14 protein-coding genes and 1 pseudogene are annotated in these 16558 nt (G+C 71.8%); 5 read left to right on the top strand and 10 right to left on the bottom strand.

Annotated features, from left to right (window positions below; genetic code table 11):
* Positions 1-118: 118 nt before the first annotated feature.
* Entirely contained in the window at positions 119-1135 is a 1017-nt protein-coding gene (locus M4V62_RS08160) for an alpha/beta fold hydrolase (protein ID WP_249586560.1), read from the top strand.
* Positions 1136-1150: 15 nt separating this feature from the next.
* On the opposite strand, the gene M4V62_RS08155 is transcribed toward M4V62_RS08160, so the two are convergent.
* From M4V62_RS08155 to M4V62_RS08120, 8 genes are all read right to left on the bottom strand, one after another.
* Positions 1151-2836: a serine/threonine-protein kinase gene (locus M4V62_RS08155; protein WP_249586559.1), complete on the bottom strand. Its 1686-nt coding sequence runs from the start codon at positions 2834-2836 to the stop codon at positions 1151-1153.
* A 67-nt stretch (positions 2837-2903) separates the two neighbouring features.
* Positions 2904-4019, bottom strand: coding sequence for a bifunctional 3-oxoadipate enol-lactonase/4-carboxymuconolactone decarboxylase PcaDC (gene pcaDC / locus M4V62_RS08150; RefSeq protein WP_249586558.1), 1116 nt, complete (start codon positions 4017-4019; stop codon positions 2904-2906).
* Complete coding sequence (locus M4V62_RS08145) at positions 4016-5743, bottom strand: lyase family protein (protein WP_283779074.1); 1728 nt, start codon at positions 5741-5743, stop codon at positions 4016-4018. Before M4V62_RS08145 ends, pcaDC begins: the two co-directional genes overlap by 4 nt.
* Entirely contained in the window at positions 5740-6294 is a 555-nt protein-coding gene (pcaG, locus tag M4V62_RS08140) for a protocatechuate 3,4-dioxygenase subunit alpha (protein WP_249586557.1), read from the bottom strand. The genes M4V62_RS08145 and pcaG overlap by 4 nt, the downstream gene beginning before the upstream one ends.
* Positions 6294-7064 (bottom strand): protocatechuate 3,4-dioxygenase subunit beta, encoded by a 771-nt coding sequence (pcaH, locus tag M4V62_RS08135; RefSeq protein ID WP_249586556.1) that lies wholly within the window; start codon positions 7062-7064, stop codon positions 6294-6296. Before pcaH ends, pcaG begins: the two co-directional genes overlap by 1 nt.
* Before the next feature lie 55 nt (positions 7065-7119).
* Positions 7120-8322 (bottom strand): thiolase family protein, encoded by a 1203-nt coding sequence (locus tag M4V62_RS08130; protein WP_249592738.1) that lies wholly within the window; start codon positions 8320-8322, stop codon positions 7120-7122.
* 2 nt (positions 8323-8324) lie between these two features.
* Entirely contained in the window at positions 8325-8996 is a 672-nt protein-coding gene (locus M4V62_RS08125) for a CoA transferase subunit B (protein WP_249586555.1), read from the bottom strand.
* Positions 8996-9778, bottom strand: coding sequence for a CoA transferase subunit A (locus M4V62_RS08120; protein WP_249586554.1), 783 nt, complete (start codon positions 9776-9778; stop codon positions 8996-8998). The genes M4V62_RS08125 and M4V62_RS08120 overlap by 1 nt, the downstream gene beginning before the upstream one ends.
* Positions 9779-9957: 179 nt before the next feature.
* On the opposite strand from M4V62_RS08120, the gene M4V62_RS08115 reads away from it, so the two are divergent.
* Positions 9958-10425 (top strand): MarR family winged helix-turn-helix transcriptional regulator, encoded by a 468-nt coding sequence (locus M4V62_RS08115; RefSeq protein WP_249592737.1) that lies wholly within the window; start codon positions 9958-9960, stop codon positions 10423-10425.
* 1 nt (position 10426) lies between these two features.
* Here the strand turns inward: M4V62_RS08115 and M4V62_RS08110 are convergent, their stop codons facing one another.
* Both M4V62_RS08110 and M4V62_RS08105 read right to left on the bottom strand, forming a co-directional pair.
* Positions 10427-11344: a DUF3048 domain-containing protein gene (locus M4V62_RS08110; protein WP_249586553.1), complete on the bottom strand. Its 918-nt coding sequence runs from the start codon at positions 11342-11344 to the stop codon at positions 10427-10429.
* An 80-nt stretch (positions 11345-11424) separates the two neighbouring features.
* Complete coding sequence (locus tag M4V62_RS08105) at positions 11425-13218, bottom strand: hydroxysqualene dehydroxylase (RefSeq protein ID WP_249586552.1); 1794 nt, start codon at positions 13216-13218, stop codon at positions 11425-11427.
* A gap of 401 nt (positions 13219-13619) precedes the next feature.
* Here M4V62_RS08105 and M4V62_RS08100 point away from each other — a divergent pair, with 401 nt between their 5' ends.
* The 3 genes and pseudogenes from M4V62_RS08100 to M4V62_RS08090 all read left to right on the top strand — a co-directional run.
* Positions 13620-14684, top strand: coding sequence for an ABC transporter substrate-binding protein (locus tag M4V62_RS08100; RefSeq protein ID WP_249586551.1), 1065 nt, complete (start codon positions 13620-13622; stop codon positions 14682-14684).
* Positions 14681-15547 (top strand): ABC transporter permease, encoded by an 867-nt coding sequence (locus M4V62_RS08095; protein ID WP_249586550.1) that lies wholly within the window; start codon positions 14681-14683, stop codon positions 15545-15547. Before M4V62_RS08100 ends, M4V62_RS08095 begins: the two co-directional genes overlap by 4 nt.
* Positions 15523-16269 (top strand): annotated as a pseudogene (locus M4V62_RS08090) (ABC transporter ATP-binding protein); the annotation flags it as partial. The gene M4V62_RS08095 and the pseudogene M4V62_RS08090, both read left to right, overlap by 25 nt.
* Positions 16270-16558 lie beyond the last annotated feature (289 nt).

The following is a 16558-nucleotide window of genomic DNA, read 5'->3' as shown; positions in this document are numbered from 1 at the left end:
GCGGGCACTGGGGTGCTACGCCGCCACGTGGCTTCCGCGGACGGATCGGCGCCCCTATTGCGCCACCCGAAACCCCGCCGAAACCACCCCAACGCACCGCACACCTACACTCCGGCCCATGGCGCGGATCCTGCCCTTCCAGCCCAGGCGGCTTCCCACCGGCGACGAGAGCGGGGCCCTGCTGCAGTTCCGAACCGTGCACGGCTACCGGCGCGCGTACCGCGTCGCCGGTGAGGGACCGGCGATTCTGCTGATCCACGGCATCGGCGACTCATCGGCGACGTGGTCCCCGCTGATCCCCCAACTGGCCCGCAGTCACACGGTCATCGCCCCCGATCTGCTCGGCCACGGCGCCTCCGAGAAGCCACGGGCCGACTACTCGGTGGCCGCGTACGCCAACGGAGTGCGGGACCTGCTCGGCGTGCTCGGTGTCGAGCGGGTCACCCTCGTCGGGCACTCGTTCGGCGGCGGTGTCGCGATGCAGTTCGCCTACCAGTTCCCCGAGCGCGTGGACCGGCTCGTCCTGGTGAGCACGGGAGGCGTCGGCCCGCAGGTCACCCCCGTGCTGCGGGGCGTCTCGCTGCCGGGCGCCGCGCTGCTGCTCTCCCTGCTCGGCCTGCCCGGCGCCGATGTGCCGGTGCGGGCGGTGGTGGCGCTGCTCCGGCTGCTCGACACCGGTCTCGGGCGGGACGCCCCCGAGCTGATGGGCCTGGTCGACGCGCTGCCGGACGTGTGGGCGCGGGCCGCGTTCATCCGCACCCTGCGGTCCGTCGTCGACTGGCGCGGCCAGGTGGTCACCATGCTGGACCGCTGCTACCTCGCCCAGGGCATGCCCACGCTCCTCGTCTGGGGCGACCGGGACGGCGTCCTGCCGGTCGACCACGCGTTCACCGCGCACGAGGCGATGCCCGGCAGCCGCCTCGAAATCTTCCCGGACGCCGGGCACTTCCCCTTTCACGCCGACCCCGCGCGCTTCCTCTCGCTCGTCGAGGAGTTCATCGGGGCGACGGAACCGGCCAATTGGAGCATCGATCAGTGGTGGCGCCTGCTGCGGGCGGGGCGGCCGGGCGACGACACGTACATCGACGAGATGGAGCGGCGCTACCGCGAGGCGAGCGAGCGGAGCGCCACCTAGCCGCTCCCGTCGGTCCTACGAAGCCCGATCCCGCCAGACCGTCATGTCCGCGCTCAAGAAGCTGAACCCGCCGTTCGGCAGCGCGGTCGACTTCACCTGGACCACGAGCAGGGCGATGTCTCCGGCAGGGTTCCTCACGCAGATCTCGCTGCCGGCCGCCACCGCGGCCAGCGGGAGGTCGTGGCTGTCGGCGCCCGTGAGAGCGGTACGGCACGAGTCGAGGGTGGCCCCCGGCTTGCTGTACAGCAAGGTGATCACGCTCTTGTCGCTCTCCAGCGCGCAGCTGTTCTCCCCGCAGACGAAGCGGATGTCGCCCTTGCGGTCCTTGCGGTCCACCGGCTCCCTGAGGCTCACGGAGTTCTTCTCGTCGAACCACTCCTGGGGGTACGCGACGGCTTGCGGAGGAGTGTTCGCGGTCGACGAAGAGCCTGAGGAGGGGCGCGAGGCGCCTGCCGCTCCGTCGCTCTTGTCGCCGGTGCCCGAGTCCTCGCCGGTCGCTGCCCTCTCGCCGTCTCCCGAAGACCCACCGGCTGCCGACCCGGACGCCGCGCCGGATCCCGACGACCGCTCGGACGCCGACGAACCGGACTTCGCGGAGGTGTCCCGGTGGCGCAGCAGATCCGTCGCGTCCATCACCATCCACGTCAGGCCGAGCACCAGCAGCGCGCTGCCCGTCACGATGCCCGTGATGAGCGCGTTGCGTCTTCGGCGGGCCCGCCGCTCGTCCTGCCCCGTGGGCACGGTCGGCCGCGGCGGCGCGAACAACGGCTGCGTGTGCATCCGCGTGGGGTGCGGGACCGGCGCCGGGACCGACACCTCAGGACCGGTGACCTCCCGCCAGACGGCAGGCCCCGCGCCCGCGTCGGCACCCGGGCCGAGCCGCTGCCTGCACCAGTCGACGATCTCCGCCAGGGTGGCCCGCTCCGCCGGATCGGCGGCCAGGCACCGGGCGAACAGCGGACGCAGCTGCGCGGGCAGCAGGGAGAGATCGGGCTCCGAGTGCACGATCCGGTACAGCACGCTGACCGAGGGCCCGTCCCCGTACAGCGGCTCGCCCAGTGCCGCGAAGGCCGCTGTCTGGCCGAGCGCGAAGACGTCGGTGGCGGCGGTGACCTCGCCCACGGACGCCTGCTCGGGAGCCATGAACTGGGGCGTGCCGACGACGCTGCCCGTGGCGGTGTGCGGGGATGTGGCGCCGGAGGCCAGCGAGATGCCGAAGTCGATCACGCGCGGCCCGTCGGCGGCGAGGAGCACGTTCGAGGGCTTCAGGTCCCGGTGCACGATCCCCGCGCCGTGGATGGCCTGCAGCGCCTCGGCGACCCCCGCCATCAGCCACAGCACCGCGGGCACCGGCAGCGGTCCGCTCCGGGCGACCGCATCCGACAGCGAGGGACCCGGCACGTACAGCGTGGCCAGCCAGGGCGGCACGCCGTCCGCGTCGGCGTCGATCAACTCGGCCGTGTAGGCGCCCCGGACCCGCTGGGCCGCCTTGATCTCCCGGCTGAACCGCCGCCGGAAGGCCGGGTCGTCGGCCAGCTCGGGCCGTACCACCTTGATCGCCAGCGGTCGGCCGCCCTGCGTGTGCGACAGGTAGACCCGGCCCATGCCGCCCGCGCCGATCCGGGCGGCGAGACGGTAGCCGGCCACCACGGGCGGATCGTCCGCCTGCAACGGCTGGAACACCTCAGTCGCATCGTTCATCGCCACGTGCCCCCCTGCTCTCCCCTGACCCCCTGATCAGCAGCAGCCTAAAGGGTGCCCATGACCGCTACTCCTCCGCCAGCACCCGCTGCGCCACCGCGAACGCCGAATTGGCCGCGGGGACGCCGCAGTAGACGGCCGTCTGCAGCAGTACCGCTCCGATCTCCTCGGGGGTGAGCCCATTGCGGCGGGCCGCACGGACATGCATGGCCAGCTCGTCGTAGTGCCCGTGCGCGACCAGGGCGGTCATGGTGATCATGCTGCGCTCGCGGTGCGCGAGGGTGGGGTCGGTCCAGATCTCGCCCCAGGCGTAGCGCGAGATGAAGTCCTGGAAGCGGGCCGTGAAGGGCGTGGTGTTCCCCTGCGCGCGGTCCACGTGCGCGTCACCCAGGACCGCTCGCCGCACGGCCGTCCCGCTCGCGGCCGCTCCCGTCAAGTGCGTGCGCAGCGCGGCGACCACGGCCTCCGGCCGCTCGGCCGGCGCCAGATGCGAGGCGCCCGCAAGCTCGGTGAGGGAGGCGCCCGGCACCGCGTCGGCGATCTCGCGCGCGTGGGCGGGCGGCGTCGCCGGGTCCTCGCGGCCCGCGATGACGAGTGTGGGCGCGGTGATCGCCGCCAGCGACTCCCTGATGTCGTACGCCGCCAGGGCGTCGCAGCACGCGGCGTACGCGTCGGGGTCGGTGCCGCGGTGGTCGTCCACCAGGCGGGGGACCGTGAACCCGGGCGTGAACCAGCGGTCCGGCGCGCTCCGGGCGAGGTCGGCGAGGCCTTCGCGGCGTACAAGTGCCGCGCGCTCCTCCCAGCGGGCGCTGCCGCCGAAGTGCGCCGAGGAGCAGATGACGGCGAGGCTCTCCACCCGCTCCGGATGGTGCGCGGCCAGGTGCAGGCCGACGGCGCCGCCGAGGGAGACGCCCGCGTACGCGAAGCGGTCGATGCCGAGGGAGTCGGCGAGCGCGAGGACGAGTGCGGCCAGGTCGGCGACGGTGGCTCCCGGGCCGATCAGGTCGGCGGGGGACTTGCCGTGGCCGGGCAGGTCCCAGCGTACGACCCGGTGGGTGGTGGAGAGTTCGGGTGCCACGGCGTCCCACAGGGCGGTGGACGTGCCGACGGAGGAGCCGAGGAGGAGAGGGGGCGCGGCAGGGGCGCCCTCGATGGTGTGGTGCGGCAGCTTCGCGGGGGTCATCGTCGCTCCAGGGCTCGGTCCGTGAGGGCTCCGGCGGAGCCGGTGTAACGGGTGGGGTCGGTGAGTTCGGTGAGGTCGACGGCCGAGAGAGCGGGCTCTTCGGCGAGGACGTCCGCGAGGGACCTGCCCTCGTCCCGGGTGCGGCGGGCCGCCGACGTGAGGAGCTCCTTCGCGCGGGCCCTGCCCAGGAGCGGGGTCAGCTCCGCCGTGAGGCGTTCGGAGACGATCAACCCGTGGGTGAGGCCGAGGTGTTCGCGCATCGCGTCCGGGTGGACCCGGAGGTTCTCGGTGAGCTCCGCCGCGTGGCGGCTCGCGCCGCCGACCGTGCGCAGGAGGTCGCGCAGGGGTTCCCACTCCGCGTGCCAGGCGCCCGCCGGGCGTTCGTCCTCGGCGGCCATCGACGCGTGGAGCGCCGCCGCCAGGCCGGGGGAGCGTTGGGCGGCGGCCGCTATGAGGGTGGAACGGACGGGGTTCGCCTTGTGCGGCATGGCGGATGAACCACCCCCCGCCCCCTCGGAGAGCTCGGCGAGCTCCGTGCGGCTGAGGGTGAGGATGTCCGTGGCCGCCTTGCCCAGGGCTCCGGCGGTGAAGGCGAGAGCCGCGCCGAGATCGGCGACCGGGGTGCGGAGCGTGTGCCAGGGAAGGGTGGGTTCGGCCAGCGGGAGATGGCGGGCATAGGCCGCGACAAGGCTCTCCCCGAGCCCGCCCGTGTTCGGGGTCGTCTCCGATGGTGAGTGGCCTGTGTTCGGGGTCGTCTCCGATGGTGAGTGGCCTGTGTTCGGGGTCGTCTCCGATGGTGAGTGGCCTGTGTTCGGGGTCGTCTCCGATGGTGAGTGGCCTGTGTTCGGGGTCGTCTCCGATGGTGAGTGGCCCGTGTCCGGGATCGCTTCCGATGGTGAGTGGCCCGTGTCCGGGATCGCTTCCGATGGTGAGTGGCCCGTGTCCGGGATCGCTTCCGATGGTGAGTGGCCCGCGTTCGGGAACGCCTCCGATGGTGAGTGGCCCGCGTTCGGGAACGCCTCCGATGGTGAGTGGCCCGCGTCCGGGAACGCTTCCGATGGTGAGTCGCCCGCACTCGGGAACGCCCCCGGTCGCGAGTCGCCCGCGTACGCCCCGAAGGCGGCCAACGTGCCTGCCGCACCGCCCAGTTGAGCCGGAAGGGCGTCGCGCACCGACCGTGCCCTGTCCCGTGCGTCGAGCACCAGCGCGCGCCAGCCCGCGGCCTTGAGGCCGAACGTCGTAGGGACCGCGTGCTGCGTCAGGGTGCGGCCTGCCATCACCGTGTCCCGGTGCTCCGCGGCGAGGAGGGCGAGGGCTGCCTCCGTGCGGGTCAGGTCCGCCAGGATCAGGTCCAGCGTGCGCCGCGCGACCAGCATCATCGCCGTGTCCATGATGTCCTGGCTGGTCGCACCCCGGTGGACGTACGGCGCCGCATCCGAGGGCACCGCCGCCGTCAGGTCCGCGACCAGCGGGATCACGGGATTGCCGCCGTCCCGCGCGCGCAGCGCGATGTCGCGTACGTCGAAGCGGTCGGCGCGGGCGGCTTCGGCGACGGCCGTGGCCGCCTGTGCCGGGGCCAGGCCCACCGTAGCCTGGGCCCGCGTCAGCGCGGCCTCCGCGTCCAGCATCGCCTGTAGAAAGGCGGTGTCGCCCGTCGCCGCCTCGGCCGGGGAGCCCGCTCGCCCGGGGGCGAGCAGGCCGACATCGGTACCTTCAAGACTCACTGGAACTCCAGGAACACCGTTTCGCCCTCGCCCTGAAGGCGGATGTCGAAACGGTACGTGTGGCTCGCCTCGGGGCGGGCGATCAGCGTTGTGCGCCGCGCCGGGTCGAGGGAGCCGAGGAGCGTGTCGCCCGGCTCGTCGACCAGGTAGGCGCGCGTGTACAGGTGGTGGAGCAGACCGCGTGCGAAGACCGCGACCGCGATGTACGAGACGCCGCCCGGCGGGAGCGTACGGACCGTGAAGTGGCCGTCCGCGTCGGTCGGGACGCGGCCGAACCCGGTGAACGCGAGCCCGTCACGGCCGATGACCTCGCCCGTGACCGGGTCGTGCCGCAGCGATCCCGGCGCGCCCGTGCGGGAGCCGTCGGGCGCGGGCTGCCAGGTCTCGACGAGGGCGTCGGGCACGGGGTTTCCCGCGCCGTCGTACACGTACCCGTGCAGGGTGATCGTGTCCGGGTGGCCGGTCGGCGCGACCTCGCCGCCCCGCGGGAAGGGCAGCGCGTAGCCGTAGAAGGGGCCGACCGTCTGGGAGGGAGTCGGAGCGTACGACATCAGTGGTGGTCGCCTTCCTCGAAGAGCGTCGCGGAGGGGCCGTCGAGGACGATGTCCCAGCGGTAGCCGAGCGACCACTCGGGGGTGGACAGGTCGTGGTCGTAGGCGGAGACGAGGCGCGCTCGCGCCGACTCGTCGGTGACCGAGCGCAGGACCGGGTCGTAGGCGAACAGCGGGTCGCCGGGGAAGTACATCTGCGTCACCAGGCGCTGCGTGAACGCCGTGCCGAAGAGCGAGAAGTGGATGTGCGCGGGGCGCCACGCGTTGACGTGGTTGCGCCACGGGTAGGCGCCCGGCTTGATCGTCGTGAAGGAGTACGTTCCTTCGTCGTCGGTCAGGCAGCGGCCGAAGCCCGTGAAGTTCGGGTCGAGCGGCGCCGGGTGCTGGTCGAGCTGGTGGGCGTAGCGGCCGGACGCGTTGGCCTGCCACAGCTCGACCAACTGGCCGCGCACCGGCCGTCCTTGGCAGTCAAGGACGCGGCCGGACACGGTGATCCGCTCGCCGAGCGGTTCGCCCAGGTGCTGGCGGGTCAGGTCACGGTCGAGCGCCGTGATGTCCGTGGCGCCGAAAGCGGGGCCGCTCAGTTCCACCGCCTCCGGGTCGCGCAGCGGGATCAGCGGCTGCTTGGGGTGGCGGAAGTGGCTGCTGCGGTACGGGGGATAGTCGCGCGGCGGGTGATCGGCGGGCGCAGCGGCGGCTTGCGCCTTGGCGACCTCCGTGTCTATCTCCTGCTGGCTGAGCCCGTCGGGCAGGGGTTCGGTGAGGGTCATGTCTCTCGGCTCCGTGAGGTACGGCGTGGTGGCGACGGTGGGAGTGGGCGACGGCTCAGCGTTCGAGGACCAGGGCAAGGCCCTGGCCGACGCCGATGCAGAGGGTGGCGACACCCGTGCCCGCGCCGCGCCGGGCGAGCTGATGGGCGACGGTTCCGGCCAGCCGCGCGCCGGACGCGCCGAGCGGGTGGCCGAGCGCGATGGCGCCGCCCTGCGGGTTCAGGACGTCCGGGTCGAGGTCGGGCCACTCGGCCACGCACCCCAACACCTGTGCCGCGAACGCTTCGTTGAGCTCCAGCCTGCTCAGATCCCCGAAGGACCTGCCCGCCTTCGCCAGGGCCCGGTTGACGGCCTCTACGGGCGCGAGCCCGAAATAATGCGGCTCGATCGCGGAGACGGCGGACGCCGATACACGGGCCAGCGGCTCGCGGCCCGTCGCCTTGAGACCCTCCTCGTCGACCAGGAGCAGCGCGGCGGCGCCGTCGTTGAGCGGCGACGCGTTGCCGGGCGTGACCGTGCCGTCGGGGGTGCGGAAGGACGGCTTGAGCCGGGCCATCGCCTCCAGGGACGCGTCGGCGCGTACGCACTCGTCGCGCTCGAAGAGGACGGGATCGCCCTTGCGCTGCGGCAGGGCGACCGGTGCGATCTCGGCGTCGAACAGGCCGTCCTTCTGAGCCTGGGCCGCCTTGCGGTGCGAGGCGAGTGCGTACGCGTCCTGCTGTTCGCGGGTGATCCGGTGCTTGTCCGCGACGAGTTCGGCGCTCTCGCCCAGCGGGACCGTCCACTGCGGCTCCATCCTCGGGTTGACCATGCGCCAGCCCAGCGTGGTGGAGTACAGCTCCGTGTGCCCGGCGGGGAACGGCCGGTCGTTCTTCGGCAGGACGTAGGGCGCGCGGGTCATCGACTCGACCCCGCCGGCCAGGGCGATGGAGATGTCGCCGAGCGCGATGGCCCGCGCGGCCTGGATGACGGCTTCGAGCCCGGAGGCGCAGAGCCGGTTGACGGTCACGCCGGGCACCGTCACGGGCAGGCCCGCGAGCAGGGCGGCCATGCGGCCGACGTTGCGGTTCTCCTCGCCCGCGCCGTTGGCGTTGCCGAAGTAGACGTCGCCGATCCGGGCGGGGTCCAAGTCCGGTGTGCGGGCGAGGAGTTCGCGGATGGCGTGGGCGCCGAGGTCGTCGGGGCGGACGCCCGCCAGCGCGCCGTTGTACTTGCCGACGGGGGTGCGTACGGCGTCGACGATGTAGACGTCACGCAGGCTCATGACGGGGTTCCTTCGGGGACGGCGGCAGAGGCGGCTTCGGGGACGTGGACCTTGGCTGCGGTCTTGGCGATGACCTCGTCCGTGGTGACTCCAGGGGCCAACTCGACGAGTTCCAGGCCGGTTTCGGTGATGTCGAGGACGCCGAGGTCGGTGATGATCCGGTTCACGCAGGCCCGGCCGGTCAGCGGCAGCGCGCACTCCTGAAGGATCTTGGGCGAGCCGTCCTTGGCGGTGTGCGTCATCGCCACGATCACCGTGCGCGCCCCGTGCACCAGGTCCATCGCCCCGCCGATCCCCGTGATCATCTTGCCGGGGATCGCCCAGTTGGCCAGGTCCCCGCGCGCGGAGACCTGCATGGCTCCGAGCACGGCGACGTCGATGTGGCCGCCGCGGATCATCCCGAAGGACAGCGCGGAGTCGAAGTAGGAGGCTCCGGGCCGGACGGTGACCGTCTCCTTGCCCGCGTTGATCAGGTCCGGGTCGACCTCGGCGTCCGTGGGGTAGGGGCCCACGCCGAGGATGCCGTTCTCGGACTCCAGGACCACCTCGACGCCCTCGGGGAGATAGTTGGGGATCAGGGTGGGCAGTCCGATGCCCAGGTTCACGTACTGACCGTCGCGCAGCTCGCGTGCGGCGCGTGCGGCCATCTGCTCACGGGTCCAGGCCATCAGTTGCCCACCGTCCCTCGTGCCTCGGGCGCGGAGACCGTGCGCCGCTCGATGCCCTTGTCCGCTGCCTGCTCCGGGGTCAGCTCGACGACCCGCTGTACGTAGATCCCCGGCAGGTGCACCGCGTCGGGGTCGATCTCGCCCGGGTCCACCAGCTCCTCGACCTCGGCGATCGTGACCCGCCCGGCCATCGCGGCGAGGGGGTTGAAGTTGCGGGTGGACTTGTTGAACACGAGGTTCCCGTGCCGGTCGCCCCTGGCGGCCCGCACCAGCGCGAAGTCGGTCCTGATGCCGCGCTCCAGGACGTACTCCTGGCCGTCGAACTCCCGCACCTCCTTGGCCGGAGAGGCGAGCGCCACCCCGCCCGAGCCGTCGTAGCGCCACGGCAGCCCGCCGTCGGCGACCTGCGTGCCCACCCCGGCCGGCGTGAAGAACGCGGGGATCCCGCACCCTCCGGCGCGAAGCCGCTCGGCGAGCGTGCCCTGCGGGATCATCTCGACCTCCAGCTCACCGCCCAGGTACTGGCGGGCGAACTCCTTGTTGGCGCCGATGTACGACCCGGTCACCCGCGCGATCCGGCCCGCCGAGAGCAGCACAGCGAGCCCCGACTCCATCGCCCCGCAGTTGTTGGACACCACCCGCAGGCCCGAAACCCCGGCCTCGTACAGCGCCCCGATCAGTACGCCCGGCACACCGCTGAGACCGAATCCGCCCACCGCGAGCGACGCGCCGTCCGGCACGTCCGCCACCGCGTCGGCGGCGGAGGCCACCACCTTGTCCATCCGTCGAGCCCCATCTCTTCCAGGCCTTCGATGCCCATCCATGCCTCGCACATTAATCAGGGCACTGACTATTTCGGCGAGGTTGAACTTACGCTGCCACTCGTTCCCTAGGTCGTCAAGGGCGAGTACTGTTCAGTGCACCTACGGAAAATCCCGTGCACAAGGCAGTGGAGGAACTCATGGCCGCGGTGGACCTGACCACCCACCCCGGGCACCTGGCCCGGCGTCTCCAGCAGGCGCACTATCTCCTGTGGAACACGATGGTCTCCGAGGAGATCACCTCGCCGCAGTTCGCCGTCCTGAACGCGCTCGTCGCCGAGCCGGGCCTCGATCAGCGCACCGTCGGCGAGCGGGTCGGCCTCGACCGGTCCACGATCGCGGAGGTCATCAGCCGCCTGATGCGCCGCGAGCTGCTCGACAAGGTGCGCGACCCGCAGGACGGCCGCCGCTATCTGCTGCACCTCACGGACGAGGGCAAGCGCACGCACCGCAAGCTGACCGTGCGCACGGCCCGGATGAACCAGGTCTTCCTCGGGCCGCTCTCCGCGGACGAGCAGACCCTGTTCTTCGACCTGATCCAGCGGGTCTCGGACGCGGCGGAGAACCTGCGCAACCCCGCGGAGCCCCTCACCGCGGGCAGCACCTGAGTCACGCCTTCGCGTACACCACCCACACCTTGCCCCTCGCGAACGGCAGGTCCTCGCCGCCGTCCGCCGTCGTGAACTCCGTGCCGTCCTGCGGGGACGGCCGCTCCCAGCGCGCTTCGTAGGCGCGGCCGTCCCGCAGGACCCGTGCCTTGCCCGAGCCGACGGTCTCGGTGAACGGCGTGTTGTTGCCGGAGCGGTCGTGGAAACGGGACTCGCGCACGTTCACGTACTGCACGACGACCGTCGACGCGTCCAGGGGCTTTCCGTCGACCGTGCGGGCCTGCGCGCCGTCCATGGAGACCAGCCAGTGCTCCTGCCCGGCCGACCAGGTGAAGGTGAACCGCGCCGCCGGGAAGCGGACCGTGTGCTCGTGTTCCGGGGTGCCGCCCTCGGGACGCGGGCCGAACAGGAAGCCCGTGCTCTCCAGGCCTCCCTCGCCCAGGTCGGCGTCGAGCCTTTCCGGGCGTACGAAGAGGTTGTGCGGGGCCGGCTTGGCACCGCTCCGGTAGTAGGCGTCCTCCGGTGCCTTGCCGGGAGACAGTGGTCGCAGGGAAGCCTCCGAGATCAGCGGCAGGAGCTTCGACTGCGCCCCCGAGAACGCGAGAGCCGGATCGTCGAACTGCCGCAGCAGCTCCAGATCCGTCTCCCGTGCGCTGCGCACCGGCCCGATGATGGACGGCAGCCGGCCCGTGGCGTACACCGCCATCAGGCGGCTGAGACCCGCCTCGACCTGTTCCGCGTACACGACGTCGGCGGCCTCCAGGCCCGTCTGCGGGCGTGCCGGGCCCACGTTGTCGATCTTCACGGCGAGTACGCGCCCGCCGTCGGCGGACTTGCCGTCGCGTCCGTCGGTGTCGGTCGGGGTGCAGCCGGGCGCTAGGCCCAAGGCGGCGACGGCCGCCACCGCCGCCACCGTCATGCGTCGTTTCCGCGTTCCCGCTCCCGTTCCCATACTGGCTTCTTACCCCGTTCGCCCCTGCTCTCCCGTTCCTGGGCCCCTCAGCCCAGATCGAGGGCGTTGCGCAGGCCGAGCCGGTAGCGGGTGCGGTCATGGCGCTTGAGGAGCTCGATCGCGGGGGCGCGGAACAAGGAGGCGACCGTGCACGGTGCGGCATCCGAGCCGACCCTCTCCAGGAGAGCGTTCACCGCCTGGCGTGCCGACGTGTTGGCGCCCTCCATGGTCGCGAGGTCGATCGGCACGGCCACGTAGTCGCCCGCCAGGTAGAGGTTGGGGATCTTCGTGGCGGCCGACGGGCGGTTGTGGAGCGTGCCGACCGGGTGGATGAGCAGCTCGTCCTCGTTGGTCGGGTTCGGCGTCCCGATGCCGTCGACGCCCGGGTCCAGGAACCACGAGTGCAGCTTGCCGTCGCTCAGGACCACCTTGCCGGTGTCGTTGAGCGCGGCCTTGAGCTGCGCCCACACCTCCTTGGCGACCTCGTCGCGCGTGCACTGCTTGGCCGTCTTGCCGTAGAGGATCCCCGGCTTGTCCCACTCGGAGATGTCCACGGAGAGGCACTCGACCGCGACACCGTCCCCGTACTCCGCGGGGAAGTCACGGTCCGGCCAGTGCCCCGCCTGCGCGATGCCGGTGAGCGACCAGGGGGAGTCGATGCAGTTGAAGTGGCCCTTCACCACGGGCGGGCGCTCCGTCAGATAGAACTGGATGCCCGTCATCCAGTCCGTCTCCAGTTTGTCGCAGCGCGCCAACTGCGGGTCGGACGCCTTCAGTTCCGCGCTCCACGTCCTGCGCGCGTGCTCCACCGGCATGGCCTGGATGTAGTGGTCGGCGGTGACGTCGCGGCGTACGCCGTCGGGATCCTCGACGACGGCCTTCGTGATCCGGCCACCGGCGAAGCCCAGCTGCCGCACGTTCCAGCCCATGCGGAACTCCACGCCGAGCGACTTCAGATGGGTCACCCAGGGATCGATCCACGCCTCGTTCGTCGGCGCGTTCAGTACGCGGTCCGGCGGGCCGTCCGCGCCCTGGCCGAGCGCGTTGAAGACGAAGGCCTCGCCGAGCGTGCCGACGGTGCGGGTGCTCGCCTCCTCGGCCTTGGTGGCGACGATGTTGCGGGTGACGCCGATCGCGAGGATGCGCTGGTAGTCCTTCGACATCTTCGCGGCGCGCACGAACTCCCACCAGGGCATCGCCTCCCAGGTGTCGTCGCGGCGCTCGTCACAGCTGGTGAGGAAGATCAGGGCGCGGTTCACGAAGTACGCGACCTCGTGCGCGGGGAGGTTGAAGGCGGTGTCCAGGAGCGCGGTGAGCGCCCGCGCGAGGTCGTCGAGGGTGAGCTTCTCCGGCTCGCTGCCCGGCCACGGGATCGGCATCCGGATGTCCTCGCGCCCGGTGCGCGCGAACGACATCTCGCGCGGCGCCACGAGGTTGTCCCAGACGCCGTTCGCGTTCCCCGGGAAGGGGATGCGGCGCATCGTGTCCGGGAGGTTGTGGTAGATCCCCGGGATGAAGCGGAACCCGTGCTCACCGGGCAGCGGCCTGCGGTTGCCCTTCGCGCTGTTCGGTACGTCCATGCTGCGGGCCTTGCCGCCGAGCGCCCTGCGCTCGTAGACCGTGACGGCGAAGCCGCGCTCGGCCAGTTCATGGGCCGCGGTGAGACCGGCGACGCCGCCGCCGAGCACGGCCACGGACTGCTGCGCCTGATCCGCCCGCGGGGCGCGGTCGTCGGCCCCCGCCGGCAGCGCCCCCACTCCGAGGGCCGCCACGCCGCCCGCCGCGGCCGCCCCCGCGACGAACGTCCGCCTCGTACTGCCCGCAGCTCCCGAGTACCCCATGAACCGGCCCCCTTACCGTTAGTAACTCCCGTATCAGGCGAGGGAGCTTACGGTCGGCGCCCGTGACGGGGAAGCGGCGCGAGGTCGCGGGGCCGAACATTGGCGTGAATGCGTTCCCGGCAGCGGTGCCGGGCGGTGGTGTGACGTGCGTATGGCCGGAGTACGAAGGCTGCGTTTCCGGAAAGCCGGGGCGCGTGAGATGACTTGACCCTCTCTTGGCGCCGTGGCTAGTTTCGACGCCATGCGAATATCCCGGCGGTTCAAGCAGCGGCGCGCTGTTGATCTGATGCGCGTCGCCACCGCTCTGTGTAGCTGACGCTCGGAACGTTTCTCGTAGGAAGCCTCGGGAATTCCAGGCTTCTCCCTCTTCCGTGCACGTCCGCACTCCCGGGAAAGAGCCCATGCCCACACATGCACGGGCGGCGCTCGGCGCTGCCCTCGTCGCCCCGCTGCTCCTTGCGGGATGCGCCGACACCACCTCGTCGACCACGACGGTCGACGCCAAGCAGGTCTCCGCCAAGATCCCGGAGAAAGTGGATCCGGGCACCACCATCACCGTCGGCGCGCCGGACGCCCAGGTCGCCCTGAAACTCTCAGGACAGCTCGACAAGCTGCCCTTCAAGGTGAAATGGGCCAACATCAGCGGTGGCCCCCAGTGCTCCGAGGCATTCAGGGCGCATTCTCTCGACGTGTGCTCGGCCGCTGAAATTCCGTCCATTCACGCGCATTGGACGGGACTCGACACAAAACTGGTGGCCGCCAAATTCCGCAAGGACCCGCTGAAGCACCCCACGTACGAAATCGGTATCGCGCCCGGCGCCGACATCGACACCCTGAAGGACCTGCGCGGCAAGAAGATCGCCTACAGCCCGGGGCAGGCGCAGGGCGCACTCGTCCTGCGGATCCTCGCCAAGGCAGGACTCGCCAAGGGCGACGTGGAACTCGTAGAACTGCCGAGCACCGGCGACGTGTACCCGTCCGCGCTCGGCAACGGCCAGGTCGACGCGGCGCCGCTCGGCGGGGTCAACATCAAGCGCTATCCCGCGAAGTACGGCAAGGACGGCGCGAAGACGATCCAGCACGGCCTCCGGGACGACCCGGGCCACCTGTGGGTGCCGACCGAGTCGGTGGAGGATCCCCAGAAGGCGGCAGCCATCAGGGAGTTCGTGAAGTACTGGGCGCGGGCCGCCGAATGGGCCGATCAGCACCCCGACGAGTGGATCGACGGGTACTACGTCAAGGACCAGGGCCTGACCCGCGCGGACGGCGAGTACCTCGTCAAGGGAGTAGGCCACCCCGACATACCCGCCGACTGGACCGCCGCCATCGCGCGGCAGCAGAAGACCGTCGATCTGCTGGCGAAGGAGACCGGCAAGGAGTCCTTCGACGCGGAGGTTCTCTTCGACCGGCGGTACGAGTCGGTCGCCGCGGATGCCGTCAACTCCGGTGAGGGGGAGGGCACATGAGCGCCGAAGCTCCCGCTCTGACCAAGGCCGTCACCCGGACCGAGCCCGAGGTCCAGGCGCGCCGCCGGCCCCGGCCCCGGCCCGGGCGCCGCAGGCTCGGCCCCGGCCGCCCCGTCCCGTACGGCTGGGCGATCGGCCCCCTGCTGCTCCTCGCGTTCTGGTCGGCGGGGTCGGCCGCCGGGTTCATCGACGCCCGCAATCTCTCCGCGCCCTGGACCGTGGTGAGCACCGCGGGCGACCTGATCGCGGAAGGGCGACTCCAGTCCAACCTCGCCACCTCCGCCGAACGCGCCCTGCTCGGGCTGCTCTTCGGCACCGCGGCAGGGCTCGCCCTCGCGATCGCCGCGGGGCTGAGCAGGATCGGTGAGGGCATCATCGACGGACCCGTGCAGATCAAGCGGGCCATCCCGTCGCTCGCGCTGATCCCGCTGCTCATCCTCTGGTTCGGCATCGGCGAGTCGATGAAGGTCATCACCATCGCGCTCGGCGTCTGCGTGCCCGTCTACATCCACACCCACAACGGCCTTCGGACCATCGACGGCCGATACGCCGAACTCGCCGAAACCGTAGGGCTTTCGCGCACCGGGTTCGTGCTGCACGTCGTCCTGCCGGGGGCGCTGCCGGGCTTCCTGCTCGGCATGCGGTTCGCGGTCACCGCGGCGTGGCTCTCGCTCGTCGTGGTCGAGCAGGTCAACGCCACGAGTGGCATCGGCTACATGATGGAGCTCGCCCGCACCTACGGGCAGACCGACATCATCATCGTCGGCCTCGTGGTGTACGGCCTCCTCGGTCTCATCTCGGACGCACTCGTCCGGCTCGTGGAGAGGAAGGCGCTGTCATGGCGACGCACGCTGGCGGGCTGAGGGAGGCGGGCGCGGCCGTCCGCGCCGGCGCAGCCGTCCACATCGAGGGGCTTATCCGCTCCTTCGGCGACCGGAAGATCCTGGACGGTCTCGAACTCTCCATCGGGGAAGGCGAGTTCGTGGCCCTCCTGGGCCGAAGTGGCTCGGGGAAGTCCACGCTCCTGCGGGCCCTGGCGGGGCTCGACCACGAGGTCGAGGGCAGCGGCGAGCTGTCCGCGCCCGGCGATGTCTCGGTGGTCTTCCAGGACGCGAGGCTGCTGCCCTGGAAGCGGGTCCTGGACAACGTCGTCCTCGGCCTGACGGGCACCGGGGCCCGTGAGCGCGGCCACGCGGCGCTCGCCGAGGTGGGCCTCGCGGGCCGCGAGGACGCCTGGCCCGCGGACCTGTCCGGCGGTGAACAGCAGCGGGTCTCGCTCGCCCGCTCCCTGGTCCGCGAGCCTCAACTCCTGCTCGCGGACGAGCCGTTCGGCGCGCTTGACGCGCTCACGCGCATCCGCATGCACGCCCTGCTGCGACGCCTCTGCGAGGCGCACCGCCCCGCCGTGCTCCTGGTCACCCATGACGTCGACGAGGCGATCGCACTCGCCGACCGGGTGGTCGTCCTGGACGCGGGGCGGATCGCGGCCGACGTACGGGTGGAGCTTCCCGCTCCACGAGGCCAGGGGAGCCCCGCGTACGCGGCGCTGCGGGGGAGGCTGCTGCGGCAGCTGGGGGTGGAGCTGGACGGCATCGAGTCGGACGGTATCGAGCCGGTCGGGCGTGGCGCTGCCCATGCGCAGGGTCACGGCCCGGCGGAAGATGCCGCCGTTGGAGCGGGGGCAGCCCCGAATGCGGTGGGCGGCCCGAAAGGCGCGGTGGCCGTCGATCCGGCGGGTGAGGGTGCTGCCGCGGTCGGTCTTGCGGGCGGCGGTTCTGAGGGTGGCGGTTCTGAGGGCGCCGCCCGTGCGTCCACCGTCCCGGCGGACGGCGCACCCGCCGGTGCTGCCTCTGCCGGTGCCGGTGCTGGTGCTG

Source organism: Streptomyces durmitorensis (genome assembly GCF_023498005.1).
GTDB lineage: Bacteria > Actinomycetota > Actinomycetes > Streptomycetales > Streptomycetaceae > Streptomyces > Streptomyces durmitorensis.
The sequence above is the reverse complement of the archived record's forward strand: the minus strand, read 5'-3'. Positions and strand labels throughout refer to the sequence as shown.

Bases quoted from the DNA above. Each gene is read 5' to 3' on its own strand.
- M4V62_RS08160 (WP_249586560.1), top strand. From the start codon at position 119: ATGGCGCGGATCCTGCCCTTCCAGCCCAGGCGGCTTCCCACCGGCGAC.
- M4V62_RS08155 (WP_249586559.1), bottom strand. From the start codon at position 2,836: ATGAACGATGCGACTGAGGTGTTCCAGCCGTTGCAGGCGGACGATCCG.
- pcaDC (WP_249586558.1), bottom strand. From the start codon at position 4,019: ATGACCCCCGCGAAGCTGCCGCACCACACCATCGAGGGCGCCCCTGCC.
- pcaG (WP_249586557.1), bottom strand. From the start codon at position 6,294: ATGTCGTACGCTCCGACTCCCTCCCAGACGGTCGGCCCCTTCTACGGC.
- pcaH (WP_249586556.1), bottom strand. From the start codon at position 7,064: ATGACCCTCACCGAACCCCTGCCCGACGGGCTCAGCCAGCAGGAGATA.
- M4V62_RS08125 (WP_249586555.1), bottom strand. From the start codon at position 8,996: ATGGCCTGGACCCGTGAGCAGATGGCCGCACGCGCCGCACGCGAGCTG.
- M4V62_RS08120 (WP_249586554.1), bottom strand. From the start codon at position 9,778: ATGGACAAGGTGGTGGCCTCCGCCGCCGACGCGGTGGCGGACGTGCCG.
- M4V62_RS08115 (WP_249592737.1), top strand. From the start codon at position 9,958: ATGGCCGCGGTGGACCTGACCACCCACCCCGGGCACCTGGCCCGGCGT.
- M4V62_RS08110 (WP_249586553.1), bottom strand. From the start codon at position 11,344: ATGACGGTGGCGGCGGTGGCGGCCGTCGCCGCCTTGGGCCTAGCGCCC.
- M4V62_RS08105 (WP_249586552.1), bottom strand. From the start codon at position 13,218: ATGGGGTACTCGGGAGCTGCGGGCAGTACGAGGCGGACGTTCGTCGCG.
- M4V62_RS08100 (WP_249586551.1), top strand. From the start codon at position 13,620: ATGCCCACACATGCACGGGCGGCGCTCGGCGCTGCCCTCGTCGCCCCG.
- M4V62_RS08095 (WP_249586550.1), top strand. From the start codon at position 14,681: ATGAGCGCCGAAGCTCCCGCTCTGACCAAGGCCGTCACCCGGACCGAG.